The organism is Streptomyces sp. AC602_WCS936 (assembly GCF_019049125.1).
In the GTDB taxonomy this organism is placed as follows: domain Bacteria; phylum Actinomycetota; class Actinomycetes; order Streptomycetales; family Streptomycetaceae; genus Streptomyces.
Genome location: NZ_JAGMUF010000011.1, coordinates 1 through 17,290 on the forward strand (window position 1 = coordinate 1; position 17,290 = coordinate 17,290).

A 17,290-nucleotide genomic window follows, 5' to 3' on the forward strand; every position below is an offset into this window, starting at 1 on the left:
CGACGCCCCCCACCACCGGCACGGACCCCTGGCTCCCCCTCCGCACCCTCACCCACCCCACCCCCGCCGGCCCCGTCGCCATCCCCCTCGACGACCTCGACCCCTACCGCGACCTGGACGACCCGGTGCCGCCCGACCGGCTCGACGCCGAAGAGGCGGCCGAGTGGCAGCGGGTCTTCGACGACGCCGTCGCGATACTCGCCGCGAGCGGTACCGCGCAGGGCCCGGGGCGGCTCGACCCGGCCCTGATACGCGCCGTCGTGCCCTATGGACGCACCGCCGCCACCCCGCCCGCCGCACCGACCGTCGCCGTCTCGGCCTCCAGCGGCGACTCCTTCGGCGCCATGCTCATCTCCCGCCCCGGGTCCGCTCTCGCCCTCGCCGAGACCCTCGTCCACGAGTTCCAGCACAGCAAGCTCGCCGCCCTCCTCCACCTCTTCCCCCTCCTCGACGACGACCGCGCGGAGCGCTACTACGCCCCCTGGCGCGCCGACCCGCGCCACCTCACCGGTCTGCTGCACGGCGCGTACGCCTTCACCGGAGTCGCCGGATTCTGGCGGGACCGACTGGGCGAGCCGGCGCACGCCGAGGCCGCCGCGTACCACTTCGCGCTGCGCCGGTTGCAGAGCCGGCTGGTCGTGCGGACGCTGCTGACCAGCGGCCGGCTCACCGCGCCGGGCCACCGTCTGGTCACCGGCCTCGCCCGCACGCTGGACGGCTGGCTGCGCGTGCCCGTCGACCCGGCCGCCCTGGCACGGGCCCGTACGGCCGCCGCCCTCCACCGCACCCAGTGGCGGCTGCGCAACGTCGCCGCACCGGACGGCCCGGACGACCCCCTCCGCTTCCGCCCTGACCGTGGCTTCTGGCCCGACGTCCGCACCCACGCCTTCGCCGCCCGCCCCGCCGTCCCCCGTACCCCCGACGAGCACCTCGCCGCCGGCGACCCGGCCACCGCACTGGACGGCTACGCCAAGGACCTGGCCCACGACCCGGCCGACCCGCACGCGCTCTCCGGCTGGATCGTCGCCCGCGCGACCCTGGAGCCGGGGCACGCCACCCGGCGGCCCTTGGCCCGCCCGGAGCTGGCCCGGCCGCGGCCCGGCGGCTGACGGCGGGCGAACACGAGGGCACGGGTCTGCGCAAGCAGGGGGTGAACAGGCGCCCGAATGGTCAGGATGGAGGCATGGGATTCCAAGTCGACTCCGAGGCCGGGCGGCTCACCCGCGTCATACTGCACCGGCCGGATCTCGAGCTCAAAAGGCTCACCCCCAGCAACAAGGACGCCCTCCTCTTCGACGACGTGCTGTGGGTGCGCCGGGCGCGCGCCGAGCACGACGGGTTCGCCGACGTGCTCCGCGACCGCGGGGTGGCGGTGCACCTCTTCGGCGACCTGCTCACCGAGACCCTGGACGTCCCGGCCGCCCGCCGGCTCGTCCTGGACCGGGTCTTCGACGAGAAGGAGTACGGAGTGCTGGCCACGGACCACCTCCGGGCCGCCTTCGAGACGCTGCCCGCCCGCGAGCTCGCCGAGGCCCTGGTCGGCGGCATGACCAAGCGGGAGTACCTGGAGGCGCACCCGGAGCCGACCTCCGTGCGCTTCCACGCCATGGAGCTGGACGACTTCCTGCTCGGACCGCTGCCCAACCACCTCTTCACCCGGGACACCTCGGCCTGGATCTACGACGGCGTCTCCATCAACGCCATGCGCTGGCCCGCCCGGCAGCGCGAGACCGTGCACTTCGAGGCGATCTACCGGCACCATCCGCTCTTCCGCGACGAAAGCTTCCACCTCTGGTCCGAGGGCCAGGCCGACTACCCCTCCACCATCGAGGGCGGCGACGTCCTCGTCATCGGCAACGGCGCCGTCCTCATCGGCATGAGCGAGCGGACCACGCCCCAGGCCGTCGAGATGCTCGCGCACAAGCTGTTCGCGGCGGGCTCCGCCCGCACCATCGTGGCCCTGGACATGCCGAAGAGACGGGCCTTCATGCACCTGGACACGGTGATGACGATGGTCGACGGCGACACCTTCACCCAGTACGCCGGGCTCGGCATGCTCCGCTCCTACACCATCGAGCCGGGCGTGGGGGAGAAGGAGCTGAAGGTCACCGACCACCCGCCGGAGCACATGCACCGCGCGATCGCCGCCGGTCTCGGCCTCAACGAGATCCGGGTTCTGACCGCGACCCAGGACGTGCACGCCGCCGAACGCGAGCAGTGGGACGACGGCTGCAACGTGCTGGCCGTCGAGCCCGGCGTCGTCGTCGCCTACGAGCGGAACGCCACCACAAACACCCACCTGCGCAAACAGGGCATCGAGGTGATCGAGATCCCGGGCAGCGAACTGGGCCGGGGCAGGGGCGGCCCACGCTGCATGAGCTGCCCGGTCGAACGGCAGCCCGTGTAGGCTCCCCGTATAGGCCGCGTATAAGAATTCAAGCTCTCGTATACTGTTCCATTGAGTCCCGTCCCCGTACTTTCTGGAGCACCCCATGGCGACAGTCCCGATCGCCCTCGCCGGCCGCCACTTCCTCAAGGAGCTCGACTTCACCGCGGACGAGTTCCGCGGCCTGGTCGGGCTGGCCGCGGAGCTGAAGGCGGCCAAGCGGGCCGGGACCGAGACGCGGCACCTCCAGGGCAAGAACATCGCGCTGATCTTCGAGAAGACCTCGACACGCACCCGGTGCGCCTTCGAGGTCGCCGCCGCCGACCAGGGCGCCTCGACGACCTACCTCGACCCGTCCGGCTCGCAGATCGGGCACAAGGAGTCCGTGAAGGACACCGCGCGGGTGCTGGGGCGCATGTTCGACGGGATCGAGTACCGGGGCGACAGCCAGCAGAAGGTCGAGGAGCTGGCCGCCTTCGCCGGCGTCCCCGTCTACAACGGCCTGACCGACGACTGGCACCCCACCCAGATGCTCGCCGACGTGCTCACGATGACCGAGCACAGCGACAAGCCGCTGCACGAGATCGCCTTCGCCTACCTCGGCGACGCCCGCTTCAACATGGGCAACTCCTACCTGGTCACCGGCGCTCTGCTCGGCATGGACGTGCGCATCGTCGCGCCGAAGACCTACTGGCCCGCCCAGGAGGTCGTCGATCGGGCGAAGGCGCTCGCCGAGTCCAGCGGGGCGCGCATCACCCTCACCGAGACCGTGGACGAGGGCGTGCGCGGCGCCGACTTCGTCGTCACCGACGTCTGGGTCTCCATGGGCGAGCCCAAGGACGTCTGGGCCGAGCGGATCAAAGCCCTCGCCCCGTACGCGGTGACCATGGACGTGCTGCGCGCCACCGGCAACCCGGACGTCAGGTTCCTGCACTGCCTGCCCGCCTTCCACGACCTGGGCACCAAGGTCGGCCAGGAGATCTTCGAGGCTTACGGCCTCGACTCCCTGGAGGTCACGGACGAGGTCTTCGAGTCCGCGCACTCGGTCGTCTTCGACGAGGCGGAGAACCGGCTGCACACCATCAAGGCGGTCATGGTCGCCACGCTGGCCTGACCGGGCGGCCGATCAGGCCCGTTATTCTGACCGGCGGCCCCGGAGCCACCCCTTCCGGTACCGCCGGCCGCGACCACCGTCGCGCCCCACGCACCACCAGAAACGAGCACCACCCGCAATGCCCGCTTCCCGCATCAAGTCCCCCCACCTCCTGGTGGCCGAATCCGGCGCCGACCGCGAAGGCCACGGCCTGAAGCGCACGATGGGCCTGTTCCAGCTCGTCTGCTTCGGCGTCGGCGCCATCGTCGGCACCGGCATCTTCGTCGGCCTGTCCGACTCGGTCGCCGAGGCCGGCCCCGCCGTCGTCGTCTCCTTCATCCTCGCGGCGATCACCTGCGTCTTCACCGCGTTCGCCTTCGCCGAGCTGGGCGGCGCCATCCCGGTCTCCGGCTCCTCGTACTCCTTCGCCTACGCCGGACTCGGCGAGCGCACCGCCTTCCTCGTCGGCTGGTGCCTGCTCCTGGAGTACGGCGTCTCCGTCTCCGCGGTCGCCGTCGGCTGGAGCCAGTACGTCAACGAACTCCTCGACAGCGTCCTCGGCGTCCAGCTCCCGCACGCGCTCTCCTCCGGCCCCGGCGACGGCGGCGCGGTCAACCTCCCCGCGGTCATCGTCATCGCCCTGGCCTGCGTGCTCCTGGTGCGCGGCGTACGGGAGAGCGCCCGCGCCACGGCCGCGATGGCCGTCCTCAAGCTGGCCGTCCTGATCGCCTTCTGCGCCATCGGCTTCTACGCCTTCAAGGACGGCAACCTCAGCCCGTTCTCCCCGGCCGGCCTCGGCGGCATCGGCGCCGGCACCACGGCCGCCTTCTTCTCGTACATCGGCTTCGACGCGATCACCACGGCGGGCGAGGAGGCCAAGAACCCGCGCCGGGACATCCCCATCGCCATCCTGGTCTGCATCGGCCTGGTCACCCTGCTGTACTGCGCGGTCGCCGTGGCCGCGATCGGCGCCGTCGGCGGCGACCAGGTCGGCGACCGGCCCGCGGCCCTCTCCTACGTCGTGAACGAGGTCACCGGCTCCACCGTCGGCGGCGGCGTGGTCGCCTTCGGCGCGGTCGTCGCCATCGCCTCGGTCGTGCTCGCCGTGATGTACGGCCAGACCCGCATCCTGATGTCCATGTCCCGGGACGGTCTGATCCCCCGCGTCTTCGAGAAGGTCTCGCCGCGCACCGCCACCCCGGTCGCCGGCACCCTCATCGTGGGTGTGCTCTTCGCCCTCCCCGCGGCCTTCGCCCCGCTCGACGCGGTGGTCAACCTCTGCACCATCGGCACGCTGGCCACCATGGCCGCCGTCAACATCGCCGTGATCGCGCTGCGCCGCCGCGAGCCGGGCCTCGCCCGCACCTTCCGCGTGCCGCTGTACCCGGTGACGCCGCTGCTCGGCGTCGGCTTCTGCCTGTACCTGATCTACGAGACGGGCGCGGCGACCTGGCTCCAGTTCGCGGTGTTCCTCGCCGTGGGCCTGCTGGTGTACGCCGCCTACGGGCGCCGGCACTCCCGCCTGGCCCGGGCGGAGGTCACTCCGGAGAGCGACGCGGAGCGGGTACCGCAGGAAGCCTGAACCAGACCGCCTTGCCCGCCCCGGTGGGCCGGTGGCCGCAGGACGAGCTGAGGGCGCGGATCAGCAGCAGACCGCGCCCGTGCTCCTGCCAGGGGTCGGGCGGCTCCTTGCCCGGGCGGGTGAGGTCGCCGGGCGGCGACGGGTCCGGGTCGTGGACCTCCACCTGGCAGCTGGTCGGCATCAGCTCCACGACCAGCTCGATCGGCGACCCGCCCGCGGTGTGCTCGACGGCGTTCGCCACCAGCTCCGCCGTCAGCAGCTCCGCCGTGTCGCCGTCGGCGGTGTGCTCCAGCTCGGCCAGCGCCGTACGCACCAGGGCACGGGCCACCGGCACGGCCGCGGCGGAGTGCGGCAGCGCGATGCGCCAGGAGGCGGGGGCGGAAGGGTGATCGTGCACGGCGGGTCCGTTTCGTGGAGCAGGCGGTCCTGTCCTGCTTTCAACCTTATGAATGGTACGGCGCCACCGGCAGAGCCGTTCGACGGGCACCGCACGGGACCTTCGGCCCGGCGCTCACGGGCCCGTCGCGTCTATCGCGCACCCGTGACGACAGTCACAGAACGGTGATAACTTCGAGTGTCATGAGTCCCTTCACCGGCTCCGCCGCCCCCACCTCCGACTGGCGGCACCTGCGCGTCGATCTCACCGACGGCGTCGCCACCGTCACCCTCGCCCGACCCGACAAGCTCAACGCGCTCACCTTCGAGGCCTACGCCGACCTGCGCGACCTGCTCGCCGAGCTGTCCCGGGAGCGGTCCGTGCGGGCGCTGGTGCTGGCGGGTCAGGGGCGCGGCTTCTGCTCCGGCGGCGACGTCGACGAGATCATCGGCGCCACGCTCTCCATGGACACCGCCCAGCTCCTCGACTTCAACCGCATGACGGGCCAGGTGGTGCGGGCGGTACGGGAGTGCCCGTTCCCGGTGATCGCCGCGCTGCACGGAGTCGCCGCCGGGGCGGGGGCGGTCCTCGCACTCGCCGCCGACTTCCGCGTCGCCGACCCGTCCACCCGCTTCGCCTTCCTCTTCACCCGCGTCGGTCTCTCCGGCGGCGACATGGGCGCGGCGTACCTGCTGCCCAGGGTGGTGGGCCTCGGCCACGCGACCCGGCTGCTGATGCTCGGCGACGCGGTACGGGCGCCGGAGGCGGAACGGATCGGCCTGATCAGCGAGCTGACCGACGAGGGCCGCGCCGACGAGGCCGCCCAGACCCTCGCCCGCCGCCTGGCCGACGGCCCGGCCCTCGCCCACGCCCAGACCAAGGCCCTCCTCACCGCCGAACTGGACATGCCCCTGGCGGCAGCGGTGGAGTTGGACGCCTCGACCCAGGCCCTCCTGATGAACGGCGAGGACTACGCCGAGTTCCACGCGTCGTTCACAGAAAAACGCCCCCCGAAGTGGCAAGGGAGGTAGGGCATGTCTTCAACTCAGGCGAGCATGCCAACCTCAGGGGCGCGGGGAACTGCGCGAGCAACCCCGACGGCGCCGCAGCCGCCCGCGACGACAAGCCACCCCCTACGCACCGCGATCATCGGCGGCGGCCCCGGCGGCCTCTACACCGCCGCCCTCCTCAAACGCCTCGCCCCCGACCGCGAGGTCACCGTCTGGGAACGCAACGCCCCCGACGACACCTTCGGCTTCGGCGTAGTCCTCTCCGACGAAACCCTCGGCGGCATCGAACACGCCGACCCGGCGGTATACGCGGCCCTCCAGGCCGACTTCGTCCGCTGGGACGGCATCCACATCGCTCACCGAGGCACCCGCCAAACCTCCACAGGACACGGTTTCGCCGCCCTCGGCCGCCGCCGCCTCCTCACCATCCTGCACGACCGCTGCCGTTCCCTCGGCGTCGACCTGCGCTTTGGCACCGAGGCCCCACACCCTGACCGCCTGGCGCGGGAGTACGACCTCGTCGTGGCCGCCGACGGCGTACACAGCACCACCCGCGCGACCTACCGCGACGCGTTCCGCCCCCACCTCACCACCCACCGCTGCCGCTACATCTGGCTGGCCGCCGACTTCGCCTTCGACGCCTTCCGCTTCGACATCGCCGAGACCGAGCACGGCGTGATGCAACTGCACGGCTACCCCTACGCGCCCGACGCCTCGACCGTCATCGTCGAGATGCGCGAGGAGGTCTGGCAGGCGGCCGGCTTCGACGAGCTGGACGAGGCCGAGTCCACCGCCCGCTGCGCCAAGATCTTCGCCGACGCCCTCGGCGGCCGGCCGCTGAGGTCCAACAAGTCGGCCTGGACCACCTTCCGCACGGTCGTCAACGAACGCTGGTCGCACGGCAACGTCGTCCTGCTCGGCGACGCCGCCCACACCGCCCACTTCTCCATCGGCTCCGGCACCAAGCTCGCCGTCGAGGACGCCCTCGCGCTCGCCGCCTGCCTGGAGGAACAGCCCACTCTCGAACAGGCCCTCACCGCCTACGAGGAGGAGCGGCGCCCCGTCGTCGCCTCCACCCAGCGGGCGGCCAAGGCCAGCCTGGAGTGGTTCGAGGACCTGCCCCGGTACCTGGACCAGCCGCCCCGCCGCTTCGCCTTCAACCTGCTCAGCCGCAGCCGCCGCGTCACCCACGACAACCTGCGGCTGCGCGACGCCCGCTTCACCGAGTCCGTCGAGCGCGAGTTCGGCTGCCCGCCCGGCACGCCCCCGATGTTCACCCCGTTCCGGCTGCGCGGCCTGACCCTGCGCAACCGCGTCGTCGTCTCCCCGATGGACATGTACTCGGCCACCGACGGCGTCCCCGGCGACTTCCACCTCGTCCACCTGGGTGCGAGGGCCCTGGGCGGCGCCGGTCTGGTGATGACCGAGATGGTGTGCGTCAGCGAGCAGGGCCGCATCACCCCGGGCTGCGCGGGCCTCTACACCGGACGCCAGGCGGAGGCGTGGCGGCGGATCACGGACTTCGTGCACGCGCAGGCGCCCGGCACCGCGATCGGCGTGCAGCTCGGGCACAGCGGCCGCAAGGGCTCGACCCGGCTGATGTGGGAGGGCATGGACGAACCGCTCCCCGAGGGCAACTGGCCCCTGGTGGCCCCGTCCCCGCTGCCGTACAAGCCCGGCGGCCAGATCCCGCGCGAGCTGACCCGGGCACAGCTGACCGACATCCGGGAGCAGTTCACGGCCGCCGCCCACCGCGCCGCACGGGCCGGGTTCGACCTGCTCGAACTGCACTGCGCCCACGGTTACCTGCTCTCCGGTTTCCTCTCCCCGCTCACCAACCGCCGCACCGACGCCTACGGCGGCTCACCGGAGAAACGGCTCCGCTTCCCGCTGGAGGTCTTCGACGCCGTACGCGCCGCATGGCCCGGTGACCGGCCCATGACCGTACGCGTCTCCGCGACCGACTGGGCCGAGGGCGGCACGAGCCCCGAGGAGGCCGTGGCCATCGCCCGCGCCTTCGCGGTGCACGGCGCCGACGCCGTCGACGTGTCCACCGGGCAGGTCGTGGCCGAGGAGCGGCCGGAGTTCGGGCGCTCGTACCAGGCCCCGTACGCCGACCGCATCCGGCACGAGGCGGGCGTCCCGGTGATCGCCGTCGGCGCGATCTCCTCCTGGGACGACGTGAACTCGCTGATCCTGGCCGGCCGCGCCGACCTGTGCGCCCTCGCCCGCCCCCACCTCTACGACCCGCACTGGACCCTGCACGCGGCGGCCGAGCAAGGCTACGAGGGGCCGGGCGTCGGATGGCCGGCCCCGTACCGGGCGGGCAGCCGCCGCCCGGTGACCGGACGCACCGACGCCCCCAGACCCAGGCTCACGCTGCACGGCGGACGTCAGGACGTGTAGCCCCAGGCCGCGCTCACCGGGCGCAGCGGTCCGGCGATCTCGTCCTCGGCGGGCAGCGCGCGGCCCGGCTGCACCGTGCCGGTGCGGATGTTGTCCCGCCAGTCGCCGAGGCCCCGGACCAACTCGCCGTCGCTCTTGCGACCGTAGTCGAGCATGGCCGGGTCGTAGTCGACGCCGAGGAACGCGCACAGGCGGCGCATCTCCCGCTCGGGGGCGTCGGTGATGTCCTCGTAGCGCACGGTGAAGCCGTCGGAGTCGGCGGTGCGGGCCTCCTCGACGGCGTGCACGTAGGGCAGCACGTCGTCGACGGCCTTGTCGTACGGCCGCTTGACGGGGTCGCTCTCGTGCCAGGAGCGGGCGATCGACTCGGGGTGGCGCAGCAGGAAGACGAAGCGCGCGTCGGGCCAGCAGTCCTTCAGGCGCCGGAACATGTAGACGTTGGCCGGGGTCTTCTCCACGACGAAGTCCTTGCCCGACCTGGTCAGCTCCCGGTGCATGACGCGGTCCCACAGCAGGTGCTCCAGGTCCCCGCGCTCCAGGCCGAGGGTGCTCATCGCCCGCTGGGAGAACCAGTTGGTGCAGTCGACCTCCATCCGGCCGAGGTGCAGCTCGTGCGGGGCGTGCAGCCGGGGGTGGGCGCCCATCATCATGCGCAGCAGGGTGGAGCCGGAGCGGATGGAGGAGATGATGAAGACGGGCCGCCGCAGCAGCCGCTCGGTCGCCAGCTCCTCGGCCGGCGGACACCGGTAGGCGGGCGTGGGCCGCTCGGCGGGTTCCGGCGCGGCGGACGCCTTCTTCCCCCTCGCTCTGTGGGGAGCTCTCCGTACCTGGAGGCCGGTGGTGACGGTGAGGGCCCGGTTCAAGTTACGTGCGAGACTCATGCGTCCGCACGGTAGGTGACGAACCTGAGAAGAGGGTCTGAGAAGGCTGAGGGTTCCTTGATCATCATGAAATGTGATGGGAGTCACTGAGAGGGCGGGGCGTCGAGCGCGGCGTAGACCGCCCCCGCGTCGCGCAGCCGCTCGTGCAGCGCGTGGAAGACGGCCGCCGAGCGCGTACCGGGCCACCCCTCGGGCAGCAGCCGGGCGGGCAGGCCCGGGTCGGCGTAGGGCAGGTGGCGCCAGGAGTCCAGCGCGAGGAGGTAGTCGCGGTACGCCTCCTCGGGCGGGGTGCCGGTCCGGCCCTCCCAGTCGCGCAGCACGCGCGCGTGGCGGTCGAGGAACGCCTCGTGCTCCTTGGCGACCGCCGCCAGGTCCCACCAGCGGGCCACCGCCTCGGCGGTCGGTGTGAAGCCCAGGTGCTCGCCGCGGAAGAAGTCCACGTAGGAGTCCAGGCCCAGGCGGCCCAGCGTGTGCCGGGTCTCCCCGTAGAGGCGGGCGGGCGCGATCCACACGCCGGGGGCCGCGGAGCCGAAGCCCAGCCCCGCCAGGCGGGAGCGCAGCACGTGCCGCTGCTGCCGCTGCGACTCCGGCACCGAGAACACCGCGAGCACCCAGCCCTGGTCCTCGTAGGGTGCCGTGGCGTAGATGCGCCGGTCCCCGTCGTCCAGCAGCTGCCGGGCCTCCGGGGACAGTTCGTAGCCGGCCGCGCCCCCGGCCGTGCGGGCGGGCAGCAGCAGTCCGCGCCGTTTCAGCCGGGACACCGACGAGCGTACGGAGGGCGCGTCCACCCCGACCGCGGCCAGCAGCCGGATCAGCTCGGCGACGGGCACCGGGCCCGGCGCGAAGCGGCCGTACGCGCCGTAGAGCGTGACGATCAGGGACCTCGGGGCGTGCTGCGCGTGCTGGTCGGACACGTTGATCATCTTAGGTTGTCGTCATCCCGCCTGGTCGCCCCGGGGACGGTCGGGCGGCGGGAGCAGCCGGTAGCGCTGGAGCTTCCCGGTCGCCGTGCGCGGCAGCGCGTCCGGGAAGTGGATCTCGCGCGGGCACTTGTACGGCGCGAGCTCCGCCCTGAGGAAGGCGCGCAGCGCGTCGGCGTCCCGCTCGGCGCCCTCCCGGAGCACGGCGTGGGCGACCACCACCTGCCCGCGGTGCGCGTCGGGCCGGCCCACCACCGCCGCCTCCACCACGTCCGGGTGGCGCAGCAGGGCGTCCTCCACCTCGGGCCCGGCGATGTTGTACCCGGCGGAGATGATCATGTCGTCGGCGCGTGCCACGTACCGGAAGTACCCGTCGGGCTCCCGCACATAGGTGTCCCCGGTGATGTTCCAGCCGCCGCGCACGTACTCCCGCTGCCGCGGGTCGGCGAGGTACCGGCAGCCCACCGGCCCCCGCACCGCCAGCAGCCCCGGCTCCCCGTCGGGCACCGGCACCCCGGACTCGTCCTGCACGCGCGCGTGCCACCCCGGCACCGGGACGCCGGTCGTGCCGGGCCTGATGTCGCCGTCGGCCGCGGAGACGAAGATGTGCAGCAGCTCGGTGGCGCCGATGCCGTTGATGATGCCCAGCCCGGTGCGGTCGTGCCAGGCCCGCCAGGTGGCCGCGGGCAGGTTCTCGCCCGCCGAGACACAGCGCCTCAGGCTCGTCACGTCGTACGCGTCCAGCTCGTCGAGCATCGCGCGGTACGCCGTCGGCGCGGTGAACAGCACCGACACCCGGTGCTCGGCGACGGCGGGCAGCAGCTGCCGGGGGCCCGCCTGTTCGAGCAGCAGCGCGCTCGCCCCCGCGCGCATCGGGAAGATCACCAGCCCGCCGAGACCGAAGGTGAAGCCGAGCGGCGGACTGCCCGCGAAGACGTCGTCCGGGCGCGGCCGGAGCACGTGCGCGGAGAAGGTGTCGGCGATCGCCAGCACGTCGCGGTGGAAGTGCATGCAGCCCTTGGGCCGGCCGGTGGTGCCGGAGGTGAACGCGATCAGCGCCACGTCGTCGGCCGCCGTGTCCGCGGCCGGGTACGGCGCACCGGGCGCCGCGCCGGCCTCCCCGTCGGCTTCCGTGCCGGCCTCCGCGCGGGTCAGCAGGTCGTCGGGCGCGTCACCGCCGTACGTCGTGATCCGCAGCCCCGGCACCTCCGCCTTGGCGAGGTCGTCGACGGACCGTACGTCGCACAGCGCGTGGCGCACCCGGGCGATCTCGCAGATCGCGCGCAGCTCGTGCGGGCGCTGCTGGGCCAGCACGGTGACCGCCACCGCGCCCGCCTTCAGCACCGCCAGCCAGCAGGCCGCCAGCCACGGGGTGGTGGGGCCGCGCAGCAGCACCCGGTTGCCCGGGACGACCCCGAGGTCGCCGGTGAGGAGGTGGGCGAGCCGGTCGACCCGGTCCCGCAGCCGCCCGTACGTCCAGTCGTCCCCGGACGCGGTGCGGAAGACCGGGCGGTCGTCGGGCGGGCCGGTGAGCAGCTCGGCCGCGCAGTTCAGCCGGGCGGGGTAGCGCAGCTCCGGCAGGTCGAAGCGGAGCTCGGGCCACTGGTCGGGGGGCGGCAGGTGTTCGCGCGCGAAGGTGTCGACGTGGCCGGAGCGGTGCGGCTCCGCGCGGTGCGTCTGCGCCATGGCGGTTCGCCCCCTTTGTCGTGGTGGGCTCGCGCAACGAGCGTATCGTGTTGGTGACGACAGTCAACGGTGCGCGATAACCTCGGGTGTGGCCCGGTGGGCGGGAGACCGGGACGCGGCGCGGGCCGTAGCGGGGGACGTGGCAGGGGAAGGGACCGTCGATGACCGCATTCTCGCTCGAACCGGCACAAGTCGCCTGGTGCGCCGAGTTGCGCGCCCTGGCCGCCGAACGGCTGCGCCCGCTGGCCGAGAAGGGGGAGCCGGGCCGCGTGAACCGCGCCCTCCTCGCCGAACTCGGCGCCCTCGGGCTGCTGCCCCGCCTGTTCACCTCGGGCGCCCTCGACCTCTGTCTGATGCGCGAGTCCCTGGCCCACTCCTGCACGGAGGCCGAGACCGCCCTCGCCCTCCAGGGCCTCGGCGCTCACCCCGTCCACGCCCACGGCACCGAGGCCCAGCGCGCCCGTTGGCTCCCCCGGGTGAGCGACGGCAGTGCGGTCGCCGCCTTCGCCCTCAGCGAGCCCGACGCCGGCTCGGACGCGGCGGCGCTGACCCTCGGGGCGGAACCGGTCACCGGCCGGGCGGACGCCGGCGCACCCGGCCCCGACGAGGGGCGTGGTGCCGAGCGCGGCCCGGAGGCGAACCCGCCACCGGACGCCGGAGGGACCGGCACGGGGCCGGACGGGGCTCCCGACTCCGCCGTCCCGTGGCCCGGCGGACGGGCGAGTCGACCGGCCGGGGACGCCGAAGGGCCCGTCGCGCGGCCCGCTCGGCCCGCCGGTGCCTCCCTGGCCGCCCACCGCGACGGCCCCGCCGCCTGGCGGCTCACCGGCGAGAAGTGCTGGATCTCCAACGCCCCCGAGGCCGACGTCTACACCGTCTTCGCCCGCACCACCCCCGGCGCCGGCGCCCGCGGCGTCACCGCCTTCCTCGTGCCCGCCGACCGCCCCGGCCTCACCGGCACCCCCCTCGACATGCTCTCCCCGCACCCCATCGGCGCCCTCGCCTTCGACGCCGTCCCCGTCACCGCCGAAGACGTGCTCGGCGAGGTCGACCGCGGCTTCCGGGTCGCCATGGGCACCCTCAACCTGTTCCGCCCCAGCGTCGGCGCCTTCGCCGTCGGCATGGCGCAGGCGGCCCTCGACGCCACCCTCGCGCACACCACCGCCCGCGAGGCCTTCGGCGGCAGACTGCGCGACCTGCAGACCGTCGCCCACCAGACGGCCGAGATGGCCCTGCGCACCGAGGCGGCCCGCCTGATGGTGTACGCGGCGGCCACGGCGTACGACGAGGGCGCGCCGGACGTCCCGCGCCGCTCCGCGATGGCGAAGCTCCTCGCCACCGAGACCGCCCAGTACGTCGTCGACCGCGCCGTCCAGCTGCACGGCGCCCGCGCCCTGCGCCGCGGCCACCTCCTCGAACACCTCTACCGGGAGGTGCGCGCCCCGCGCGTCTACGAGGGCGCGAGCGAGGTGCAGCGCGGCATCATCGCCAAGGAGCTGTACCGCACCCTGGACGCGACGACCGAGGAGGCCGGAAGTTGACCGCCGAACGGCTGAACCCGCCCGAACTCTCCCCGCCCACCGGCTTCTCCCACGCCGTCGTCGCCACCGGCACCCGCGTCGTGTTCCTGGCCGGCCAGACCGCCCTCGACACCGACGGCAAGGTCACCGGCGACACCCTCCCCGCCCAGTTCGAGCAGGCCCTCACCAACCTCCTCACCGCCCTGCGCGCGGCCGGCGGCACCCCCGCCGACCTCGCCCGCGTCACCGTCTACGCCACGGACGTCGCCGCCTACCGCACCCACGCCGCCGAACTCGGCCGCACCTGGCGCGAACTGGCCGGCCGCGACTACCCGGCGATGGCGGTCGTGGAGGTCGTACGCCTGTGGGACGAGCGGGCGTTGGTGGAACTCGACGGATTCGCCGTACTGCCGTAGCGGACGCGCACACCCTAGAGTTCCGGCATGCCGGACATCGAACTGACCGCGGGAACCATCGAGTACGAGGACACCGGCGGCGACGGCCCGGTCGTCGTCCTCCTCCACGGCCTGGTCCACGACGCGACCGTCTGGCGCCACGTGATCGCCGACCTGCGCACCGACCACCGGGTCGTCGCCCCGACCCTGCCCTACGGCGCCCACCGCAGGCCCATGTCCCGGCCGCCCACGCCGGACCTGGTCAACGAGCTGATCGCCGAGTTCCTCGACCGCCTGGACCTGAGGGACGTCACCCTGGTCGAGAGCGACTGCGGACGGGCCCAGACGGTGGCGGCCCGGCGCCCGGAACGCCTGGCGCGGCTGGCCCTCGTCGCGTGCGAGGCCTTCGACAACTACCCGCCGGGACTCCCCGGGAAGATGATCGGCGCCGTCTGCCGGGTGCCGGGCGGCGTGTCCCTGCTGGTCCGGGTGCTCGGGCTGAAGCCGCTGCGCCGGCTCCCCGTCGGCTTCGGCGCGCTCACCAAGCGGCCGGTGCCGGACGCGATCGTCGACGGCTGGCTGCGCCCGCTGCGCACCGACCCCGCGATCCGGCGCGACTTCCGGCACTACAACACTCATGTGCGCCGTGACGAACTGCTGGCGGCCGCCCAGGGGTTGCGACGCTTCGAGCGGCCCGCGCTCGTCGTCTGGGCGACCGAGGACCTGATGATGCCCCGCGCCCACGGCCGGCGGCTGGCCGAACTGCTGCCGCACGGACGGCTGGTGGAGATCGAGGACAGCCGGACACTCGTCGCCGAGGACCAGCCGGAACTGCTCGCCTCGCTGCTGCGGGAGTTCATCGCCGAGAAGCCCTGAGCGCCGCCCCGGGCGGGGCCGGTCAGGCCGCGATCGCCAGTCGTCCGGCCGGCACCCGGCGCGGCCCGAACACCCGGCCGTCGGCCCGCAGCTCGCCGGTGTCGTCGAAGACGATCGTGCCGTCGCACAGCAGCGTCCACCCCTGCTCGGGGTGGGCGGCGACGACGTGCGCGGACGCCGGTCGCGCGGCGGGCGAGTCGGCCGCGGGGCAGGAGGACCGGTGGGTACACATGGCGCACCTCCACATCGGGAGACCGTCCCGTCGTCGGGACCGTCGCATGTACAGACCGTGCGCCCGGCGCCGAGTCATCGCCAAGACCCGGCCGGCAAGCGTGACAACACCCGGACAACCCGGCGACCGTTCCACGACGGCCGGAGCGGATCCGCCACCGTGAGGCCGGACGGGACCCGCCACCGAAGGGGTGACGGTCACCTCCGTCGGCCCGTCCGCCCGGTACCAGTGGAACCCCCATTCCCACCCGACCGGGAGGTCCCCCATGCCCGTACGATCCGCGGCCCTCGCCACGGCCGCCGGCGCCGCCCTGTTCCTGCTGGCCGCCCCCGCCGCGACGGCGGCCCCGCACGACGCCCGCCACGTCACGGAGTCGGTGACGGTCGACCCGACCGGCCGCATCGCCGCGGACGGCACCGTCACCCTCTCCGGCACCTACCGCTGCACCGGCGGCACCGGCCCCGTCTACGTCAGCTCCACGGTCAGCCAGAGCGACCCGTCGGTCCGGTACGGCGTCGGTGGCACCCGCGCGGTCTGCGACGGCCTGGAGCACCGCTGGGTCAACACGGGTACGCCCGACTCGGTCACCCTCAAGCCCGGCGCGGCCCACGTCGAAGCCACCCTCATGGAGCTGCGTTTCACGGGCATCGTGCCGCTCCCCAGCTTCCACGCGAGGCACGGCCAAGACGTGACCCTGGTCCAGGGCTGAGCCCCCACGCCGCGGGCCCCGCACCACGTCGGTGCGGGGCCCGCGGCGTCGGCGGCCGTGGTCAGGGACGCTTCCCGGTCTCCGAGCCGGGCCGCGGCGAGCGCGGGAACTTCTGCCGCTGCTGCGGGAGGGACACCGTCTCCGAGGACGACGCACCGGCCGTCCCGGCGTCCGGCCCGGACGTGTCGCGTTGCCGGTGGCGCGGCACCACCGCCCGCCGGGGCGGGCGGGTCAGCGTGATCTGCCGGACGATCTGCTGGAAGCAGACCAGCGAGGCCAGCCCCGGCAGGGCGGCGGCCGCCGCGTCGCTCAGTGTTCTGGGTGCCTGGGCGACGCACAGCAGCATCGCGATGGCGGAGAACAGCAGGACCACGGCCCAGGAGTGGACCGCGCGGCGCTGGTGCAGCGCGGACCGCAGCACGGCCAGCGACGCCACCAGCCAGGGCCCGTAGACCAGCAGCGGCCACCAGGACACGACGCTGCCGCGGGTGCGGGTCACGGCTGCGAGGCGCAGGGGTTCGTAGGCCACCATGCCGCCGAACAGGCTCACGGAGGCCGCGATGACCGCGGCGAGCGCCGCCACGAACAGGCTCGCGGCGCGCAGCCGGCTCACCCTTCTGCGGACCCTGCGATGACTCGTGGGCGTCTCCCGCAACGGCGGCAGCTCGGCGGTGATCTCCTGCAGATTGCTCAGCGGCGTGCCGGGCGCGGGGGCGAGGGCCGACGCGTCCGGGTTGTGCGGCGAGGGGGGCTGCTGCTGGGGCTCCTGATCCATCGCGTCCTGGAGCAGGAAGGCCAGTTCTTCGGCGGGGTCCCAGCCGGGTTCCGGCGGGACCAGGGTTTCCTGGAAGGCGTGTTCGGGGGCGCGGTGCCGTCCGGTTCCGGTGGAACGGAGTTGGCCCTCGCCGTAGGACAAGTGGTGCTGGAACTGTTCCTCGTGCATGACGCCCCGGATCACTCCGCCCGGGTGTACGTCAGGGCCCCCTGCGACCGCCCCCAGCGCTCGGCGAAGCCGGCCTCCAGGTCTGCCATGACCTCCAGGAAACGCCGCAGCACGGGTTCCGTCACCCGGAGCGGGACGGGGAGCCCGCCTCTGGTCAGAGTTCCGTCGCTCGGTGACGGCCAGTGGTTTCTGCCGGGCCGGTAGGTGTATGGGCCAAGCGTCACCAATTCCCCGTTTTCCTTCGTCATATCCGAAGTAACGTCTGCCTTGTCCGT

Annotated in this window: 16 protein-coding genes; 10 read left to right on the top strand and 6 right to left on the bottom strand. The window is 73.4% G+C overall.

What is annotated here, in order from left to right; translation table 11 throughout:
* The 4 genes from KUM03_RS05375 to KUM03_RS05390 all read left to right on the top strand — a co-directional run.
* The coding region (locus KUM03_RS05375; RefSeq protein WP_254398887.1) for an HEXXH motif-containing putative peptide modification protein at window positions 1-1,109 on the top strand (1,109 nt) is incomplete at its 5' end.
* Window positions 1,110-1,183: 74 nt separating this feature from the next.
* Window positions 1,184-2,407: an arginine deiminase gene (locus KUM03_RS05380; RefSeq protein ID WP_217245837.1), complete on the top strand. Its 1,224-nt coding sequence runs from the start codon at window positions 1,184-1,186 to the stop codon at window positions 2,405-2,407.
* Window positions 2,408-2,492: 85 nt separating this feature from the next.
* Window positions 2,493-3,500: an ornithine carbamoyltransferase gene (argF, locus tag KUM03_RS05385; RefSeq protein ID WP_217245838.1), complete on the top strand. Its 1,008-nt coding sequence runs from the start codon at window positions 2,493-2,495 to the stop codon at window positions 3,498-3,500.
* Window positions 3,501-3,618: 118 nt separating this feature from the next.
* Window positions 3,619-5,061 (top strand): amino acid permease, encoded by a 1,443-nt coding sequence (locus KUM03_RS05390; RefSeq protein WP_217245839.1) that lies wholly within the window; start codon window positions 3,619-3,621, stop codon window positions 5,059-5,061.
* Here KUM03_RS05390 and KUM03_RS05395 read toward each other — a convergent pair.
* Complete coding sequence (locus KUM03_RS05395) at window positions 5,018-5,458, bottom strand: ATP-binding protein (protein ID WP_217245840.1); 441 nt, start codon at window positions 5,456-5,458, stop codon at window positions 5,018-5,020. The genes KUM03_RS05390 and KUM03_RS05395 overlap by 44 nt on opposite strands.
* Window positions 5,459-5,640: 182 nt before the next feature.
* Here KUM03_RS05395 and KUM03_RS05400 point away from each other — a divergent pair, with 182 nt between their 5' ends.
* Window positions 5,641-6,468 (top strand): enoyl-CoA hydratase family protein, encoded by an 828-nt coding sequence (locus tag KUM03_RS05400; RefSeq protein ID WP_217245841.1) that lies wholly within the window; start codon window positions 5,641-5,643, stop codon window positions 6,466-6,468.
* A 3-nt stretch (window positions 6,469-6,471) separates the two neighbouring features.
* Complete coding sequence (locus KUM03_RS05405) at window positions 6,472-8,853, top strand: bifunctional salicylyl-CoA 5-hydroxylase/oxidoreductase (protein WP_217245842.1); 2,382 nt, start codon at window positions 6,472-6,474, stop codon at window positions 8,851-8,853.
* On the opposite strand, the gene KUM03_RS05410 is transcribed toward KUM03_RS05405, so the two are convergent.
* From KUM03_RS05410 to KUM03_RS05420, 3 genes are all read right to left on the bottom strand, one after another.
* Window positions 8,841-9,734, bottom strand: a complete 894-nt coding sequence (locus KUM03_RS05410) for a sulfotransferase (RefSeq protein WP_217245843.1) — start codon at window positions 9,732-9,734, stop codon at window positions 8,841-8,843. The genes KUM03_RS05405 and KUM03_RS05410 overlap by 13 nt on opposite strands.
* An 83-nt stretch (window positions 9,735-9,817) precedes the next feature.
* Entirely contained in the window at window positions 9,818-10,657 is an 840-nt protein-coding gene (locus KUM03_RS05415; protein ID WP_217245844.1) for a PaaX family transcriptional regulator C-terminal domain-containing protein, read from the bottom strand.
* A gap of 12 nt (window positions 10,658-10,669) precedes the next feature.
* A complete protein-coding gene (locus tag KUM03_RS05420) occupies window positions 10,670-12,340 on the bottom strand; it encodes an AMP-binding protein (protein ID WP_374225264.1) in 1,671 nt (556 codons plus the stop codon).
* Window positions 12,341-12,501: 161 nt separating this feature from the next.
* Here KUM03_RS05420 and KUM03_RS05425 point away from each other — a divergent pair, with 161 nt between their 5' ends.
* Genes KUM03_RS05425 through KUM03_RS05435 form a run of 3 tightly spaced genes read left to right on the top strand, consistent with a single transcriptional unit; the run spans window position 12,502 to window position 15,131 of the window.
* Entirely contained in the window at window positions 12,502-13,881 is a 1,380-nt protein-coding gene (locus KUM03_RS05425) for an acyl-CoA dehydrogenase family protein (RefSeq protein WP_217245845.1), read from the top strand.
* A complete protein-coding gene (locus tag KUM03_RS05430; protein WP_217245846.1) occupies window positions 13,878-14,276 on the top strand; it encodes a RidA family protein in 399 nt (132 codons plus the stop codon). The genes KUM03_RS05425 and KUM03_RS05430 overlap by 4 nt, the downstream gene beginning before the upstream one ends.
* Window positions 14,277-14,303: 27 nt before the next feature.
* Window positions 14,304-15,131 (top strand): alpha/beta fold hydrolase, encoded by an 828-nt coding sequence (locus KUM03_RS05435; protein WP_217245847.1) that lies wholly within the window; start codon window positions 14,304-14,306, stop codon window positions 15,129-15,131.
* 22 nt (window positions 15,132-15,153) lie between these two features.
* Here the strand turns inward: KUM03_RS05435 and KUM03_RS05440 are convergent, their stop codons facing one another.
* Entirely contained in the window at window positions 15,154-15,363 is a 210-nt protein-coding gene (locus tag KUM03_RS05440; protein WP_217245848.1) for a DUF5999 family protein, read from the bottom strand.
* Window positions 15,364-15,628: 265 nt separating this feature from the next.
* Here KUM03_RS05440 and KUM03_RS05445 point away from each other — a divergent pair, with 265 nt between their 5' ends.
* The gene (locus KUM03_RS05445; protein WP_217245849.1) at window positions 15,629-16,072 is read left to right on the top strand and encodes a DUF6299 family protein; all 444 of its coding nucleotides are present in this window, start codon (window positions 15,629-15,631) and stop codon (window positions 16,070-16,072) included.
* Between the two features lie 61 nt (window positions 16,073-16,133).
* Here KUM03_RS05445 and KUM03_RS05450 read toward each other — a convergent pair whose 3' ends face one another.
* Entirely contained in the window at window positions 16,134-17,015 is an 882-nt protein-coding gene (locus KUM03_RS05450) for a hypothetical protein (RefSeq protein ID WP_217245850.1), read from the bottom strand.
* Between the last annotated feature and the right edge of the window lie 275 nt (window positions 17,016-17,290).

Excerpts from the sequence above, each read along its gene's own strand:
- KUM03_RS05390 (WP_217245839.1), top strand. The coding sequence starts at position 3,619 with ATGCCCGCTTCCCGCATCAAGTCCCCCCACCTCCTGGTGGCCGAATCC.
- KUM03_RS05410 (WP_217245843.1), bottom strand. The coding sequence starts at position 9,734 with ATGAGTCTCGCACGTAACTTGAACCGGGCCCTCACCGTCACCACCGGC.
- KUM03_RS05440 (WP_217245848.1), bottom strand. The coding sequence starts at position 15,363 with ATGTGTACCCACCGGTCCTCCTGCCCCGCGGCCGACTCGCCCGCCGCG.
- KUM03_RS05415 (WP_217245844.1), bottom strand. The coding sequence starts at position 10,657 with ATGATCAACGTGTCCGACCAGCACGCGCAGCACGCCCCGAGGTCCCTG.
- KUM03_RS05450 (WP_217245850.1), bottom strand. The coding sequence starts at position 17,015 with ATGCACGAGGAACAGTTCCAGCACCACTTGTCCTACGGCGAGGGCCAA.
- KUM03_RS05400 (WP_217245841.1), top strand. The coding sequence starts at position 5,641 with ATGAGTCCCTTCACCGGCTCCGCCGCCCCCACCTCCGACTGGCGGCAC.
- KUM03_RS05445 (WP_217245849.1), top strand. The coding sequence starts at position 15,629 with ATGCCCGTACGATCCGCGGCCCTCGCCACGGCCGCCGGCGCCGCCCTG.
- argF (WP_217245838.1), top strand. The coding sequence starts at position 2,493 with ATGGCGACAGTCCCGATCGCCCTCGCCGGCCGCCACTTCCTCAAGGAG.
- KUM03_RS05380 (WP_217245837.1), top strand. The coding sequence starts at position 1,184 with ATGGGATTCCAAGTCGACTCCGAGGCCGGGCGGCTCACCCGCGTCATA.
- KUM03_RS05420 (WP_374225264.1), bottom strand. The coding sequence starts at position 12,340 with ATGGCGCAGACGCACCGCGCGGAGCCGCACCGCTCCGGCCACGTCGAC.
- KUM03_RS05425 (WP_217245845.1), top strand. The coding sequence starts at position 12,502 with ATGACCGCATTCTCGCTCGAACCGGCACAAGTCGCCTGGTGCGCCGAG.
- KUM03_RS05405 (WP_217245842.1), top strand. The coding sequence starts at position 6,472 with ATGTCTTCAACTCAGGCGAGCATGCCAACCTCAGGGGCGCGGGGAACT.
- KUM03_RS05435 (WP_217245847.1), top strand. The coding sequence starts at position 14,304 with ATGCCGGACATCGAACTGACCGCGGGAACCATCGAGTACGAGGACACC.